The following is a 13,231-nucleotide window of genomic DNA, read 5'->3' on the forward strand; positions in this document are numbered from 1 at the left end:
ATGTTGTCGGCACATCGACGGCAATTACTGCGGCTCTTCGTCAAACTGACGAAGACCCAATCGCGTCAGGACTTCTTTCTGCGTCGCATCTGTCAGCCAGCTTACAAATTCTCGGGTTGCGGCGTCCGCTTGGGACTCAACGCAGAATGCGAGATCAACCTGAACATCCATCTCAAGCGGGCAAACAACTTTCGGGCAGATTCCGGGCGTCGACACTATGTTAGATAGCGGCAACACGGCCAATCCGACCTTACCGTTCTGCAGTTCCTTTGCAGGCCCACCTCCAGGAAGCCATCGCAGCTTGTGCTCAATTTCGGCAGTGAGCCCAAGGTTTCGCACAAGCTTGGCAAATTGCGCGCTACTCGTGCCACCTTTCGTGAGGGCAATTGTTTCCGCATCGTCCAAAACATCAGCGACCATTTGAAAATCGACGGTCTGCCCGGGGCCTGTGCGCGCACGCTCTGCAAGACAAAGCGGCGAATATGCAAGCATATGGACGCTGCCCTGCGTCGTGGCATCATCAAAGACCCCTTGCAGGTATTCCGGGTTGGAAAAAGCGATCGACCAAGACGCCCCCGATGCGATGTAAGCCGGAACCTCTGGATTGAGCATCAAAGCCACGTCAAATTCGTGCCCGGTTTCATAAGTGAACGCTGGTGCGATCGTATCGAACACTTCTTTCAGCGCGACAGGCAAAACAACGCGGATAACGTCGCAAGACATCGTAGGCTCTTTCACTGGTGTATTTTCATTGAGGTCGATGATGTTCCATTTCCTCGTTGGGATGCCATGGCATTGCTGCCAGCACAATTCGAGCCAGTCTCACTTCGAGCCTATTCCTTCCAGAGACCGCCGAGCGTACGAAACAAAGAGAAATGGATATCTTAAAAACGACCGCTTGCGGGCAACTGATTTGCGGAAAAAAGCGTGGCGATGGCCTTCCCCTTTGAAGGCGAACCATATGTGGAAGCGGACGCAAAAAAGGCCCTCACGAGGAGGGCCTTTCAACTCTTGTCAGCTTGACGATGTTAGATGCTCTTGAGCACCTTATCGACCGTTTCACGAACCTCGGCTTTCGATTTTCCGAGCTTTTGCTGCAAAACGCCTTCCATCTGCTCACGGTCGCCTTTTGCGGCTTCGAGATCATCGTCGGTCAGATCTCCGTAGCTTTCGCGGAGCTTGCCTTTGATTTCGGTCCATTTGCCTTCGATTTGGTCGCGATTCATAGCGTCTCTCCTTCAAGCATAGTTGCGGTTTGGCGGAACGGTTGCATCAGTTGGATGCGATGTCGTCGTTCTCTGGCGGGGTGATCTCGATGCCCGGCACGGTCACGGTTTCTTCAGTGACCTCGACCGAGCCGACTTCTGCGTCGAACTCCGGCAGATTGCCGCCCTCGATGGTCACGTCGGGCAATGCAGCCTCTTCCGTCTGGTCGATGTCGATCATGTAGACGCCAACAACGGCGACGATTGCGGCGATGGCAATGGCGAGAATGGTTCCGGTTTTCATGTCTCAATCTCCTTCGTTTCTGAGCGATCAACGGCCCAGCCACTAGAAGGTTCCCAAAATTTTTGGCTTTAAAACAATCGGATAAAAGAAAAAGGGCGAACGATCACGAGGTCAGATCGTTCGCCCCTTTTCGGGCAACGCTTGTTGCGAATGGTGTCAGCTTCGTCCACTCACAGCCCGCGCCAGTAAAGAGATGACGAACAGGACAATGAACACGAAGAACAGGATCTGTGCGATCCCTGCGGATGCGCCAGCGATCCCTCCGAAGCCGAAGAGTGCGGCGATCAACGCGATGATCAGAAATGTGACGGCCCAGCGTAGCATGGTGTGTCTCCTTATCGATTACACACCTCCAACCCTTGTCCCTACAAACAGTTCCGAAAAACCCTCAAAAAATCCGCAAATCGGTTAACAGCTCGATAACGTCCTCTGTACGGAACGGCTCTTCCAGGACGTGAAGACCGAACTTGGCCGCGTCCTCGGATCTTTGTCCGACGTCGAGCAGCACGACCGGCGTACCGTTGCGACCCCACGCATCGAATCGCTCTGCCCGCAATGTGCGTTCAAGACCGCCAGACGCAATGACCAGCGCGGCCACGTCTTCCTTGATTGCGGCAAAGTCGCTGTACACCACCACATCCTGCGCCCCTGCGTTCATCAGGATGTCCCGCAAATCCTCGGCCACCAAAACGTTGGAATGAACGATGATGCACGGTGCATCTAAACGCCCTGTCGGCGGGTCTACCGTATCCTTGGGTCTGCTGGGGCGCGATTTCATCGTGCCATTTGGAACGATTTCAACCGCCGTGCATTAAACTAGGACATAGCAACGACGAAAAGAGACATGGTTACTGATTGTGCAAATTGCCCGCTTCGCAAACGCGAGGCCTACGACACTCTAAACAATGAAGACATCGCCTTCATGCGACGCTTCAAGGTGGGCGAGCTGAAAGTCGACCCCGGCACGACCTTGCTGATGGAGGGCTCGAACAGCCCGCAATTGTTCACCGTTCTCAAGGGTATGGGCCTGAGATACAAGCTTCTGCCCAACGGGCGGAGGCAGGTTGTGAACTTTGCGTTGCCAGGCGGATTTCTGGGCCTTCAGGCTGGTGTCATGGGGGAGATGAAGCACTCGGTTGAGGCGACCACGCCGATGGTTCTGTGTGTCTTCGACCGGGCCGAGCTGTGGAACCTCTTTAAAACTGAGCCAGAGCGCGCATTTGACCTCACGTGGCTATCCGCTATGGATGAGCATTTTTTGGGTGAGGCTTTGGCATCTGTCGGACAGATGAGTGCGATCGAACGGATGTGTTGGGGCTTACTGCGCTTTTACACGCGGTGCGATGATCTTGGCCTGACCGACGGAGACCATTGCCCATTTCCATTTCGCCAGCAGGATCTGGCCGATGCGCTAGGGCTTTCCCTTGTTCATACCAACAAGACATTGATGAAGCTGCGGGACAAACAAATCCTTTCGCTAGAGGATGGGATGTTGGGGCTGCACGACCGCGAAAAAATGGAAGAACTGGCGATGATCGAGATTGATCGACCCGCGCGGCGTCCTTTGATCTGAGCTGCACAGCGCGGATGCGGAAAAGGGCTGCCCCGAAATCTCGGGGCAGCCCTTTTCTGCATTAGTGCCTACTGCGTCGTGTCAGTCGCCGCTGGAACGCCGGCCGCTTGTTCATCGGCGGGTACGCCTTCGACAAGAAATGCCGTGATTGCGAAGATCGCAGCAGCCCCTACGGCTATGGCAATTCCCCACAACGCGGGTTTGTGACGGCGGGCTTGACGGTCAAGGTTGGTATCCGGTGCGGACATGTGCGTTCTCCTTCTGGTTCACGAAGGTAACGCCTGACGTTGGCTTGCGGTTCCTCCTGCGCGGGATCTAGTCCTCTTCCTCGATCTCCGCTTTGACTTGGCCCCACGCCAGCAGTGCGAACACCAGCGTGCCGCCGACGATGTTGCCTGCCAGAACGGGAAGGAAGAAACCGAACAGCGCGGGATGGACCGTGAGTTCGCCCTGCAGGATCAACACCCACATCTCGACCGAGCCTGCAATGATGTGCGTGAAATCGCCCGCTGCGATCAGCCAGGTGAAGATCACGATCAGCACAACCTCACCACCGTTTTGGCTTGGCATCATCCAAACGATCGAGGCGACAAGTATGCCAGCCGGTATCGCGCGCAAGAAGCCCTCTGAGGGCGCAAAGCCGGTCGCGTGGTGCGACAGCCCGTTGATTGTTCCGAGAAGGTCGGGCGCAATCCCACTGGTTTGGGTCATGAATGCCGCAGCGACTAGCGCGCCGATAATGTTGGCCGCAAGCACGATACCCCACAGCCGTGCGACGGCTGCCAGGCACGTACCGGAGCGTTCTGCAACAAGGGGCAGGATCGTTGTGATCGTGTTTTCGGTGAACAGTTGCATCCGGCCAAGGATCACGAGGAGGAACCCAAAGCTATAGCCAAGGTTTTCAACCAAGAAACGCCATGGTGCGTCTGGCAGGTAGGTTCGAAAAATCGCCTCCCCCAAAACCGAGAATGAGATCAGGATGCCAGCCGCGACCCCGGACCAGATCAGTGAGCGAGTGGGCCGCTCCAGCTCTTCCTCGCCGTCACGCCGGATCACCTCATAGATTAGTTTGGAACTGAGGCGCGTCGCCTCGCGAACGGCCATCTCTTCGCGCATTTCGGGTCCTTTTCTTCCGCTTTAACGCGCGCAAACCGTTGAGAGTTCCACAAATTTTCTGCGGAACTTCGGCGCGCGCCGCGGGTTGGTCAGCTGAAGAGAAAGGAGACACTCATGTCTGACACATTGAAAGTCATCCCCACTGCCGACGACGTTTCCACGGGCGTCCGCGATAAGGTCGCTGTTGCCGAAGGTCTCGCCGATATTCTGGCGGACACCTATCGCATGACGTTCAAAACGCATGCCTACCATTGGAACGTGACCGGCCCTGCGTTTTACTCGATCCACAAACTGACGGACGAGCATTACGAGAACATGTTCGCGGCCGCCGATGAGCTGGCCGAACGCATCCGCGCGCTTGGTGAATTGGCCCCAATGCGCATGAACGACATCATGAAGCGGTCCCGCGTTGAGGATCTGGAAGAGATGCCGTCTGCCCGCGAAATGATGGAAGACTTGGCAAACGACCATCAAAAGTTGGCCCATCGCCTGCATGCGCTGGTCGAGTTGTCGGGAAATCACAAGGATCCGGTGACGGAAGACCTCGCCACAGAGCGCAGTTCGTTCCACGAGGAAGCCGCCTGGATGCTGCGCGCCATTGCTGCCGATTGATTGGCAGCTCCCGCAAACACGAAAGCCCCGACCAAACAGTCGGGGCTTTTGTTATGCGCATGCGATACGTGCGTCAGGCGTCAACGCCCATACGTTCGGTTGTTGCGAAGAACATGGCTTGGCTAACGGCGGCGCGGACCTGATCCTCGGAATAAGGCTTCGTGATCAGAAACGCAGGCTCTGGCCTCTCGCCCGTCAAAAGCCGTTCCGGGAAGGCCGTAATGAAAATGACCGGACGATCCCCGAGATCTTCCAGCAGCGCATTCACCGCGTCGATGCCTGAGGATTTGTCTGCAAGCTGAATGTCCGCAAGGATCAGATCCGGTACCTTTGCCTTACCCTTCGCAATCGCGTCGTCGCGGGTGCGGGCAACGTCAGTCACACTGTGGCCCATATCGGTGACGATGGATTTCAAATCCATCGCAATGATCCCCTCGTCCTCGATGATCAAAATGTTACCGGCAACCATGTCGCCCATCTCGGACATGGCACGCGACACCAGTTCTTCAGCTTCAGACTGTGAGGCATCCATGATCCGCGCGATGGCCTCGAACCCGAAACCCTCAACCGTGTGCAGCAGCAGCGCCTCGCGCGTGTTCGCGGTTAACTTCGCAAGACGCCATTGCGCACGCACTTCCAGAAGGTCGGTGTTCTCGCCCTCATCCGCACTGGGTGACCCAGAACTGGACCAGATGCCATGGAAGATGCGGAACAGGCCGATCTTGGTCGTTGGATCATCTGAAACGCTGGACGGGTCGGCAACAATCGCCTCCAACGTGGCCATTGCGTAGCGGTCGCCTGTGTCCTGCGCGCCTGTCAGCGCACGTGCATACCGGCGCAGGAATGGCAGATCTTCCATCAAATCAGTGCTCAGATCCCGCGTGTTTTCGGTAGATCCCATGCTAACTTCTCCTCGTGCACATTTTATTGGGAACTTTTTCCGCGCTGATTGGTTCCCACCAAGACGACAAATTTTTTGGTACCGGTGAGACATGGCCTCAGACAGCAAGAAATCCAGGGTGGAGCAGCAGATCGATGAGAACCTCAAACGCGTCTACGACGATGCGATGAAGGACGAATTGCCCGATCGGTTCCTCGATCTGATTGCCCAACTCAAGGCAAGTGAAGGGGCCGCAAAAGATGGCAAATGATCCCCGCGATGAGATTGTTGAGCATCTCACGTCGCTGCGGGCATTTGCCCGTTCGCTGACGCGCAATCACGCGGCTGCTGACGACCTGGTGCAAGATACCGTCGTCAAAGCATGGTCAAATATCGACAAGTTTCAGGCCGGCACGAACATGCGCGCCTGGCTGTTCACGATCCTGCGCAACACGTTCTACTCGTCTCGCCGCAAGGTGAAGCGCGAAGTCGCAGACGTGGACGGAGCAATGACGGCTCAGCTTTCTGAAAAGCCCGCCCATGACGGTCGGCTTGCCATGAAAGATTTCGCCGTGGCCTTCGCCGAATTGCCGGATGAACAGCGCGAAGCGTTGCTTTTGGTCGGTGCATCGGGCTTTTCCTACGAGGAGGCCGCCGATATGTGCGACTGTGCCGTCGGCACGATCAAAAGCCGTGTGAACCGAGCCCGCAAACGTTTGACGGAGCTACTGGAGCTTGATGAAGACGACGCCTTGGAATTGACCGATGCCGCGACCGTTGCTGTCATTTCGGGACCAGCTGCTGCATGAAGCCACTCGAACGCTTATGGGACAGCGTCACGTCGCTCAAATGGCGGTTGGCGCTGTTTTTGAGCCTTGCCATTCTGCCGCTGGGCATGATTGCCGTCGTCCAAACGGCAGCCGTTGTACGCGACGCACGAACGCTTGAACAACTTGATATTCTGGCGCGCACGGCGCAGGCGGCCAGCACTGAGCGGGCACTGTTGCGTCGCGCTCACGGTGCTGCCTCAGCCCTTGGCGCAAGCGCCGTCGAGGCGGCCGATGACCCGCTTCTTTGTGAGCGTATCATGCAACGGTTCGTGGACCGCGCCGAGGCGTATGCCTTCGCAAGCTTCACGACAGCAGAGGGCCAAACGACGTGTTCTTCGACCGGAGAGCAGATGGACCTTTCTGACGACCCTGTATGGCAAGAATACATCGAACGCCCAACGCCGAATGTGACCATCGGCCTTGAGACCGAGATGAGCGATCAATCGATGTTGACGGTTGTGTCTCCGATTTTCGACTCTGAAAGTGGTGAATTTCTAGGGGCAACCTCGGTCGCTCTGCCACACAGCTTAACTGACACGCTGCTGGCTGCGCAGGTGGAAGAAGTAGATCTCGCCTTGATAAGCGAAGCGGGAGATGTCCTCTCAGCCAGCACCGGGATCACTGACGCAGGCATCTTCGAGGCGCTTAACCTTGAACCCGAAACCCTGGCGCTTTCGCCGCGCGGCCTGACCTTTAATGTTGTACATCAGGACGGATCGGAGCAATTGGCAGCGCTCGTTCCCTTGATCGAAGACCGGGTCTACGTTGTGGGCCTTTGGAATGGGTCCATCCAGAATTACGCTGTCCCCATCTTTGGCACTCTCACGCCGCTTTTCCCGGTTTTGATGTGGATCGTGGCATTCGGGATCAGCTTTCTGGCGCTGGATCGCTTGGTGCTGCAACACCTGCGCGAAATCCGGCAACGGATGGGGGCATTTTCATTTGACGATCCGGGTTCAGGGTTTGCGATGCTCGACAACCCGCCTGCCGAATTCAAACAAATCGCGGGAACCTACAACCGGATGATTGACCGGATGTTGGGCGACCGGGCCGACCTTGCCGAAAGCCTCGAAGAAAAAGAGCTTTTGTTGCGCGAAGTACATCACAGGGTGAAGAACAATCTTCAGCTGATCGGATCCATCCTGAACATGCAAATGCGCAGTGTGCCCGATGGCGATGCCCGCCGTGTGCTGCGCCGCGTCCAGGACCGCGTCATGAGCCTGTCGACGATCCACAAAGCGCTTTATACGGGCACTACTATGGCGCATGTGCGCGGCGACAAGTTGCTGAGTGAGGTTGTTCAGGCCTCATTCCGCGCTGGTATCCCTCAAGGCAAAGGTGTCATCACTTCTCTCGAGCTTGACAAGGTCGATCTTGATCCCGATCAGGCTGTGCCCTTGGCGTTGTTGGCCAATGAAACCGTAACAAACGCCATCAAATACATAGGCGCACCGGAGACCGGCACACCGCCGAAAATCTCGGTGCGTTTGACGGCAGATGAGGATCGCAAGATCAATCTGATCGTTGAGAATACGCTCGGCCGCGCGGTGCAAGACGAAGTCGCCGGTGATGGAACAGGCTTGGGTGGGCGGCTGGTGGAAGCCTTCGTAGCGCAACTCGGCGGCACGTCTGATGTCTCACAGGACGAGGATATTTACCGGTTCGAAGCAACATTCACCGCATTCGCCGCGCCGCAAGCGGATGATGGCGACGTTTCACCAATGACGCCGTAGCCAGTCATGAAACCGAAGCATCATACCGACCAGGACCCGATCAGTGAGTTAGAAGTCCACTTCACGGCAAGCGAGGCATTCCCGGCCTTCGAAAGGCTGTGTCTGGCGGCAAGTAAGACAATCTGCGGATGTTTCCGTGTTTTCGACCCCTCGACCGCCCTTCACAGCGATGAAGCTCGGGAAATCGGCACGACTTGGTTCGAGCTTCTGCTGCACGTTCTGAACAGGGGCGTGAAGATCGACCTGACAGTCAGTGACTTCGATCCGATCATTGCCACCGAAGATCATCGCCGGTCCTGGCAGACCGCGCGGCAATTGGCAGCACTCAATGAATTGTCGACCGGGGCGCGTCTAACTTTTGCCATCGCGATGCATCCAGCGCGCGTTGGCTATGTGCCACGACGCGTCTTGCATGCCAAAACAGCGGACGAATTGGAGCAGACGAACGCAGATCCCCTCACACCTGGATTAGACGGAGTTGAGCTGAAGGATGACCTGCCGATGGTGCCGGCAACACACCACCAGAAGCTGGCGGTCATAGATGATGAAGCGCTCTACATCGGTGGGCTGGATCTAAACGATCGACGATACGACACGCTCGACCACGATCAGCCCTCAATCGGTACATGGCAGGACATCCAAGCCATTGCGCGCGGTCCGGTTGTGCACGCTGCTGCCGCGCATCTTGCAAGCTTTCAGGCCGTGACCGAGACGGTAGAGGACCCTCCACCTCAGGCGCCAGGCTTTTTGCGCACGTTATCGACCAAGCGCGCGCAAGATTTGATCCACATCGCGCCGAAGCCTTTGGTCAACGAGATAGAACAGGCCCATCTGGACGCTGTCGCGCGGTGTCGGGGTCTGCTTTACTTGGAAACGCAATTCTTCCGCCACAAGCCGTTGGCCAAGGCGCTGGTGAAGGCGGCCGCAGAGCACGATGACCTTGCATGTATCCTTGTCTTGCCAGCCGCACCGGAAGACGTCGCCTTCGAGGGGAACGAAGCCGAAGACGCTCAATTCGGCGCACAGGTCCAAATGGAGGCACTGGAAATCCTCAGTGACGGGCTAGGAGATCGTTTGGCTTTGGCCTCGCCGGCCAAGGCTCGGCCCGCAACCGATGAGCCTGACACCGCAATCGTTCATGATGCTCCATTGATCTACGTACACTCCAAGCTTTCCCTCTTTGGACAAGACGAGGCGATCCTGTCCTCTGCCAATCTCAACGGACGCAGTTTTCGTTGGGATACCGAAGCGGGTCTGCATCTGACGAACAGGGCGCATGTCGCGCCGCTTTGGCCCCGGGTGTTCGCGCATTGGCTCGGCGACGATGCCCCTGATCCAACGGCAGAACCTCGCGCGGTCGTCGACCGGATTAACACGCTTCTTAAACAGGCGCGCGATACGTCACCTCAGGACCGAAGCCACTTCTTGTTGCCCTTTGACCCCGAGGCGCAAGCACGGTTGGCCAAGCCTTTGCCGTTCGTCCCCGACGAAATGGTCTAGCCGAAAAAACCGGCATCCACGCGCGAATTGGTGGAACCTTCGCGCCCCGCAACCGTTACCCCTCCATAAACAAGCACAAGCAGATGAGACGCGTTGCAGGTTTGGCCCCGCCAGACCTAATCGGAGGACGTTTGTCCAAAAAGCCCGCGCAGTTTGCAGCGAAATCGAAGGAGTTCGACAATGACACGCTCGACAGCGTCGAAGATGGCCGACACGGCCAAAGACACCGCAAAAGAGGTGACCGAGACCGCCAAGGCAAAGGCATCCGTCAAGGCCGAAGCCGCTAAGGAAGAGGTCGCCAGCCGCGTTGCCGAACAGGCCGACAACTTCCGCGAGGCCAGCACCGCGTTTGAGGGGAACGACCTCGCCTCGGACGCCGTGAAGTATCTGGGCGACAATCTTGCCCATGCCGCCTCCGCCGTGCGCGACATGGACCTGACCCACATTCAACAGGATGTGACGCACTTCGCGCGCCGCAATCCGTTGGTGTTCTTCGGTGGCGCTGCGGCGCTTGGTTTCCTTGCGGCTCGCGCAATGAAGGCGTCCGAACGTGCAGGTGCCGTGGCGACCGCGCCGGATCGGCACAATTACCCCGGCGTTCCGGAGAACCAAGCCGCCTACCCGGATCAAAACGCACGTCGGTGGGGGTACTCGTGATGTACTCCGATCACGGAACCGGAAGGGGCACAGCTCAGCTTGTGACCGACGTGGTCAGCCAGATTGGCCGTATCCTGCGTAAGGAGGCGGCTCTGGCTAAGGCGGAGGTAGGTGAAAACCTGTCCCGCGCCGGGCTCGCTATAGGTCTTCTCGTGGGCGCAGTCGTGCTTGGCCTCGTCGCATTGGGCGTGCTTGCCGGTGCCGGTGTCTCGGCCCTTGTTGCGATTGGTTGGGCCATCCACTGGGCCGCATTGGCCGTCGGAGGTGGCATCGTGCTGCTTGCAGCCATTCTCGCCGCAAAGGGGATCCATGATCTTAAGCCCAAGCGCCTGATGCCCAGCCGCAGCATTGCCAACGTCAAGCAGGACGTTGCGCTGATGAAGGAGCAGATCAATGCCTAGTCCCAAGCAGCTTGAAACCGAATTGCAAACCGAACGCGACGTTCTGCGTTCGCAGCTTACCGAGTTGGAAGCACAGTTCGCTCCGGCAGAACTGGTCGCCCGTGCCAGCGGCCTTCTGGGCCAAGCCGGAGAAGGCGCTGTAAAGACAGCGCGTCGCAATCCAGGGCCTTTGGCTGTGACTGGCGCAGGCCTTGCTTGGATGGCGTTCAAGGCCGCCACGCGCAGCACTGGCCCACGCGTCGCTTACGATGAAGCCTCTCACCCAACGGTTGGTGGGCTTCGGCAGCCGACGCCGCCAATGGCTGGCTTCGACGCCCGCGTGGCGGCTGCAGACAGCGCCATCAGAGCCGATCAACCCGACAGCATTCTGGAAGGAGACCTCTCCATGACCGACGAAACGCAAACCAACACCCGCTTGGACGCCGCCAAAGAGCGCCTGTATGACACTGCCGACAGCCTGCGCGCCCGGATCGAGGATGGTCTGGACGGCCTGCCCGATGGCGCCAAGGATCGTATCCGCCAAGCGCGCGAAGCTGCGATCTCCGTTCACGCCCGCGCCGAGGCGGAGGCCGCACGTGCAGCGCAAGCCGCCCGCACGACGGCGCACGACAATCCTTTGCTGGTCGGTGGCCTCGCCTTGGCCGCGGGTGCTGCGCTGGCGATGATGCTGCCGCGCACGCAGGTCGAAGACCGAACAATCGGCTCACATCGTGACCGCCTCTTCGATGAAGCGGATCGCGTGTTTCAGGCTGAAAAAGCCAAGCTCAAGGCAGCCGCTGAAGACGCAGTGGCCGAAGGTCAGAAACGCGTGAAAGAGACGTTGAAGTCCGACGACACGGTGGACGAGGCAGCCTGACGCCAAGCAACTTCGAAAACAGTTTTGGCCTCCATCCCAGGCGCGGATGGGGGCCTTTTTTGATGCGCGATAAAGAACGGAAGACGGCGAGAAGCAGTTGAGGAAACCCGCCTGCCAGCCAAGAGATCGGCCACTATGTCGTAGACTTCGGTTGGATGCGCTGCAGATCGCGCAACACGCTGGCATCTATGGACGTGGCAATGTCAAACGCGGGCGCGCTGGATGCCGGCGATGGCCGAACGGCCCCGGGGGGCGGGCTGCATCAACCAGCGCAGCTAAGCCGCCTCATCCAATGGTGCGGGTTCCGGAACGTTATCGTCGTTTCCGCCTGACAGAATGAAACGCAGCCAAACCAGCAGCGGGATCGCAACCAACCCGCCAATCGGGCCCCAGAGCCACAGCCAAAAGACCAGCGACAAGAACACCATCAACGGGTTCAGGGCCATTTGACGGCCCACAAAGGTGGGCGTCACGAACTGCGACTCGATCATGTTGAGAAAGATGAACGCCGCCATCGGAACGACGGACATCGCCCCGTCAAACGTAATGACGCCGACGAGTAGAAGAGACAGCGCAATCAAACCTGGTCCGAGATAAAGCACGAAGTTCAGTAGGAAAGCGGCCAGCCCCCACATGATCGGCTGCGGCATTCCAAGCAATGACATTACGATCATCACGGCAATGCCGAAGCCTGCATTCACCAATGCAATGGACAGGAAGTAGCGCGATACCCGGACCTCTGCGTCACGCAGAAGCGCTTCGGACATGAGAGGTATGAAGCGGGCGACACGCGCATAAACATCGCGGCGCGTGGCTAGAAAGAAGTAAAGCGTGCCGACGAAAATAAGCACACCACCCAGAACCGTTGGCCCATACGTCAAGGCATCAAGCAGGTTCGGAACCGGCACCGCAGCTGCATCCGCTTCAGGGTCTTCGCCGTCGGTTAGGGCATCTGCGACGGTTTCCTGCAGCTCCTGCACGCCCTCCACGGCCCCTCGTAGGCTTTCAAACAGCGTCCTCATCTCGGACCATATGATTGGGGCGTTTCGGATAGCTTCGCTGATCGTTGGCTCCACGATCAGGTAGATCAGGGCAACGGCACACAAAAAGACCGCCATGATCATCATGGCGGCCGCGGCACTTGGAATGCGCCATCTTTCCAGCATGTTACAGAACGGGGCTAGGACAACGCCCAACACGATTGCACTGATAATCGGCGCAAAAAGCCCCTGTGCTTGGTCTAGTATGACAAAGAGCATAAGAACAACCAGGGCGATAAGCGCGAGGTTGCCAATTCGTGCAGAGAAAAAGGAGGTGTTCATCTGAACGAAACGCCGCTCGCGGGCATTCAGTTCCAACATTAACCGTCACGACCCTGCCTTTTGCGGGATCTCTCCGAGGTTTCGACGGAGCCACTCACATTTACTTTCCCTACGACGAGAAAACGCGGTGGCATTTGCGAGGAAGACCGTTCCCAATCCCGCAGCTCAGTGCCGAGGGAACCTCGCGGCATGTAGAGCATGTGGGTTCAGTGAAGATCCCGCGAACGTGCTTGCAGCCCTTA

General features: G+C 57.8%; 18 protein-coding genes. 9 read left to right on the forward strand and 9 right to left on the reverse strand.

Features of this window, described 5'->3' with window-relative positions:
* Window positions 1–24: 24 nt before the first annotated feature.
* The 5 genes from V8J81_RS11260 to V8J81_RS11280 form a co-directional block, all read right to left on the reverse strand.
* Entirely contained in the window at window positions 25–810 is a 786-nt protein-coding gene (locus V8J81_RS11260) for a substrate-binding domain-containing protein (protein ID WP_368475843.1), read from the reverse strand.
* 218 nt (window positions 811–1,028) lie between these two features.
* Window positions 1,029–1,226 carry a CsbD family protein gene (locus tag V8J81_RS11265; RefSeq protein ID WP_368475844.1) on the reverse strand — a complete coding sequence of 66 codons (198 nt, stop codon included), beginning with the start codon at window positions 1,224–1,226 and terminating at the stop codon, window positions 1,029–1,031.
* 46 nt (window positions 1,227–1,272) lie between these two features.
* Window positions 1,273–1,509: a hypothetical protein gene (locus V8J81_RS11270; protein WP_368475845.1), complete on the reverse strand. Its 237-nt coding sequence runs from the start codon at window positions 1,507–1,509 to the stop codon at window positions 1,273–1,275.
* A 156-nt stretch (window positions 1,510–1,665) separates the two neighbouring features.
* Window positions 1,666–1,833, reverse strand: coding sequence for a DUF1328 domain-containing protein (locus tag V8J81_RS11275; RefSeq protein WP_368475846.1), 168 nt, complete (start codon window positions 1,831–1,833; stop codon window positions 1,666–1,668).
* A gap of 64 nt (window positions 1,834–1,897) precedes the next feature.
* A complete protein-coding gene (locus V8J81_RS11280; RefSeq protein WP_368475847.1) occupies window positions 1,898–2,287 on the reverse strand; it encodes a hypothetical protein in 390 nt (129 codons plus the stop codon).
* A gap of 66 nt (window positions 2,288–2,353) precedes the next feature.
* Here V8J81_RS11280 and V8J81_RS11285 point away from each other — a divergent pair, with 66 nt between their 5' ends.
* The gene (locus tag V8J81_RS11285; RefSeq protein WP_368475848.1) at window positions 2,354–3,082 is read left to right on the forward strand and encodes a Crp/Fnr family transcriptional regulator; all 729 of its coding nucleotides are present in this window, start codon (window positions 2,354–2,356) and stop codon (window positions 3,080–3,082) included.
* 68 nt (window positions 3,083–3,150) lie between these two features.
* Here the strand turns inward: V8J81_RS11285 and V8J81_RS11290 are convergent, their stop codons facing one another.
* The gene (locus tag V8J81_RS11290; RefSeq protein WP_368475849.1) at window positions 3,151–3,330 is read right to left on the reverse strand and encodes a hypothetical protein; all 180 of its coding nucleotides are present in this window, start codon (window positions 3,328–3,330) and stop codon (window positions 3,151–3,153) included.
* Window positions 3,331–3,397: 67 nt separating this feature from the next.
* Window positions 3,398–4,198 (reverse strand): formate/nitrite transporter family protein, encoded by an 801-nt coding sequence (locus V8J81_RS11295; RefSeq protein ID WP_368475850.1) that lies wholly within the window; start codon window positions 4,196–4,198, stop codon window positions 3,398–3,400.
* 114 nt (window positions 4,199–4,312) lie between these two features.
* Between V8J81_RS11295 and V8J81_RS11300 the strand changes: the two genes are divergently transcribed.
* Window positions 4,313–4,810, forward strand: coding sequence for a Dps family protein (locus V8J81_RS11300; protein WP_368475851.1), 498 nt, complete (start codon window positions 4,313–4,315; stop codon window positions 4,808–4,810).
* A gap of 73 nt (window positions 4,811–4,883) precedes the next feature.
* Here the strand turns inward: V8J81_RS11300 and V8J81_RS11305 are convergent, their stop codons facing one another.
* Window positions 4,884–5,711 (reverse strand): response regulator, encoded by an 828-nt coding sequence (locus V8J81_RS11305; RefSeq protein ID WP_368475852.1) that lies wholly within the window; start codon window positions 5,709–5,711, stop codon window positions 4,884–4,886.
* Between the two features lie 91 nt (window positions 5,712–5,802).
* Between V8J81_RS11305 and V8J81_RS11310 the strand changes: the two genes are divergently transcribed.
* The 7 genes from V8J81_RS11310 (at window position 5,803) to V8J81_RS11340 (ending at window position 11,667) form a co-directional block, all read left to right on the forward strand.
* Window positions 5,803–5,961 carry a NepR family anti-sigma factor gene (locus V8J81_RS11310; protein ID WP_368475853.1) on the forward strand — a complete coding sequence of 53 codons (159 nt, stop codon included), beginning with the start codon at window positions 5,803–5,805 and terminating at the stop codon, window positions 5,959–5,961.
* On the forward strand, window positions 5,951–6,499 hold the full coding sequence (locus tag V8J81_RS11315; RefSeq protein ID WP_368475854.1) for an RNA polymerase sigma factor: 549 nt from the start codon (window positions 5,951–5,953) through the stop codon (window positions 6,497–6,499). The genes V8J81_RS11310 and V8J81_RS11315 overlap by 11 nt, the downstream gene beginning before the upstream one ends.
* Window positions 6,496–8,253: a sensor histidine kinase gene (locus tag V8J81_RS11320; protein WP_368475855.1), complete on the forward strand. Its 1,758-nt coding sequence runs from the start codon at window positions 6,496–6,498 to the stop codon at window positions 8,251–8,253. Before V8J81_RS11315 ends, V8J81_RS11320 begins: the two co-directional genes overlap by 4 nt.
* A 6-nt stretch (window positions 8,254–8,259) precedes the next feature.
* Complete coding sequence (locus V8J81_RS11325) at window positions 8,260–9,753, forward strand: phospholipase (RefSeq protein ID WP_368475856.1); 1,494 nt, start codon at window positions 8,260–8,262, stop codon at window positions 9,751–9,753.
* Between the two features lie 180 nt (window positions 9,754–9,933).
* Window positions 9,934–10,410 (forward strand): hypothetical protein, encoded by a 477-nt coding sequence (locus tag V8J81_RS11330; protein ID WP_368475857.1) that lies wholly within the window; start codon window positions 9,934–9,936, stop codon window positions 10,408–10,410.
* Window positions 10,410–10,811, forward strand: a complete 402-nt coding sequence (locus tag V8J81_RS11335; protein ID WP_368475858.1) for a phage holin family protein — start codon at window positions 10,410–10,412, stop codon at window positions 10,809–10,811. The genes V8J81_RS11330 and V8J81_RS11335 overlap by 1 nt, the downstream gene beginning before the upstream one ends.
* On the forward strand, window positions 10,804–11,667 hold the full coding sequence (locus V8J81_RS11340) for a hypothetical protein (protein WP_368475859.1): 864 nt from the start codon (window positions 10,804–10,806) through the stop codon (window positions 11,665–11,667). The genes V8J81_RS11335 and V8J81_RS11340 overlap by 8 nt, the downstream gene beginning before the upstream one ends.
* A gap of 275 nt (window positions 11,668–11,942) precedes the next feature.
* Here V8J81_RS11340 and V8J81_RS11345 read toward each other — a convergent pair whose 3' ends face one another.
* Entirely contained in the window at window positions 11,943–12,989 is a 1,047-nt protein-coding gene (locus tag V8J81_RS11345; protein ID WP_368475860.1) for an AI-2E family transporter, read from the reverse strand.
* Window positions 12,990–13,231 lie beyond the last annotated feature (242 nt).

Origin of the sequence: Gymnodinialimonas sp. 202GB13-11 (assembly GCF_040932485.1) — a bacterium.
Classification (GTDB): Bacteria; Pseudomonadota; Alphaproteobacteria; order Rhodobacterales; family Rhodobacteraceae; genus Gymnodinialimonas; species Gymnodinialimonas hymeniacidonis.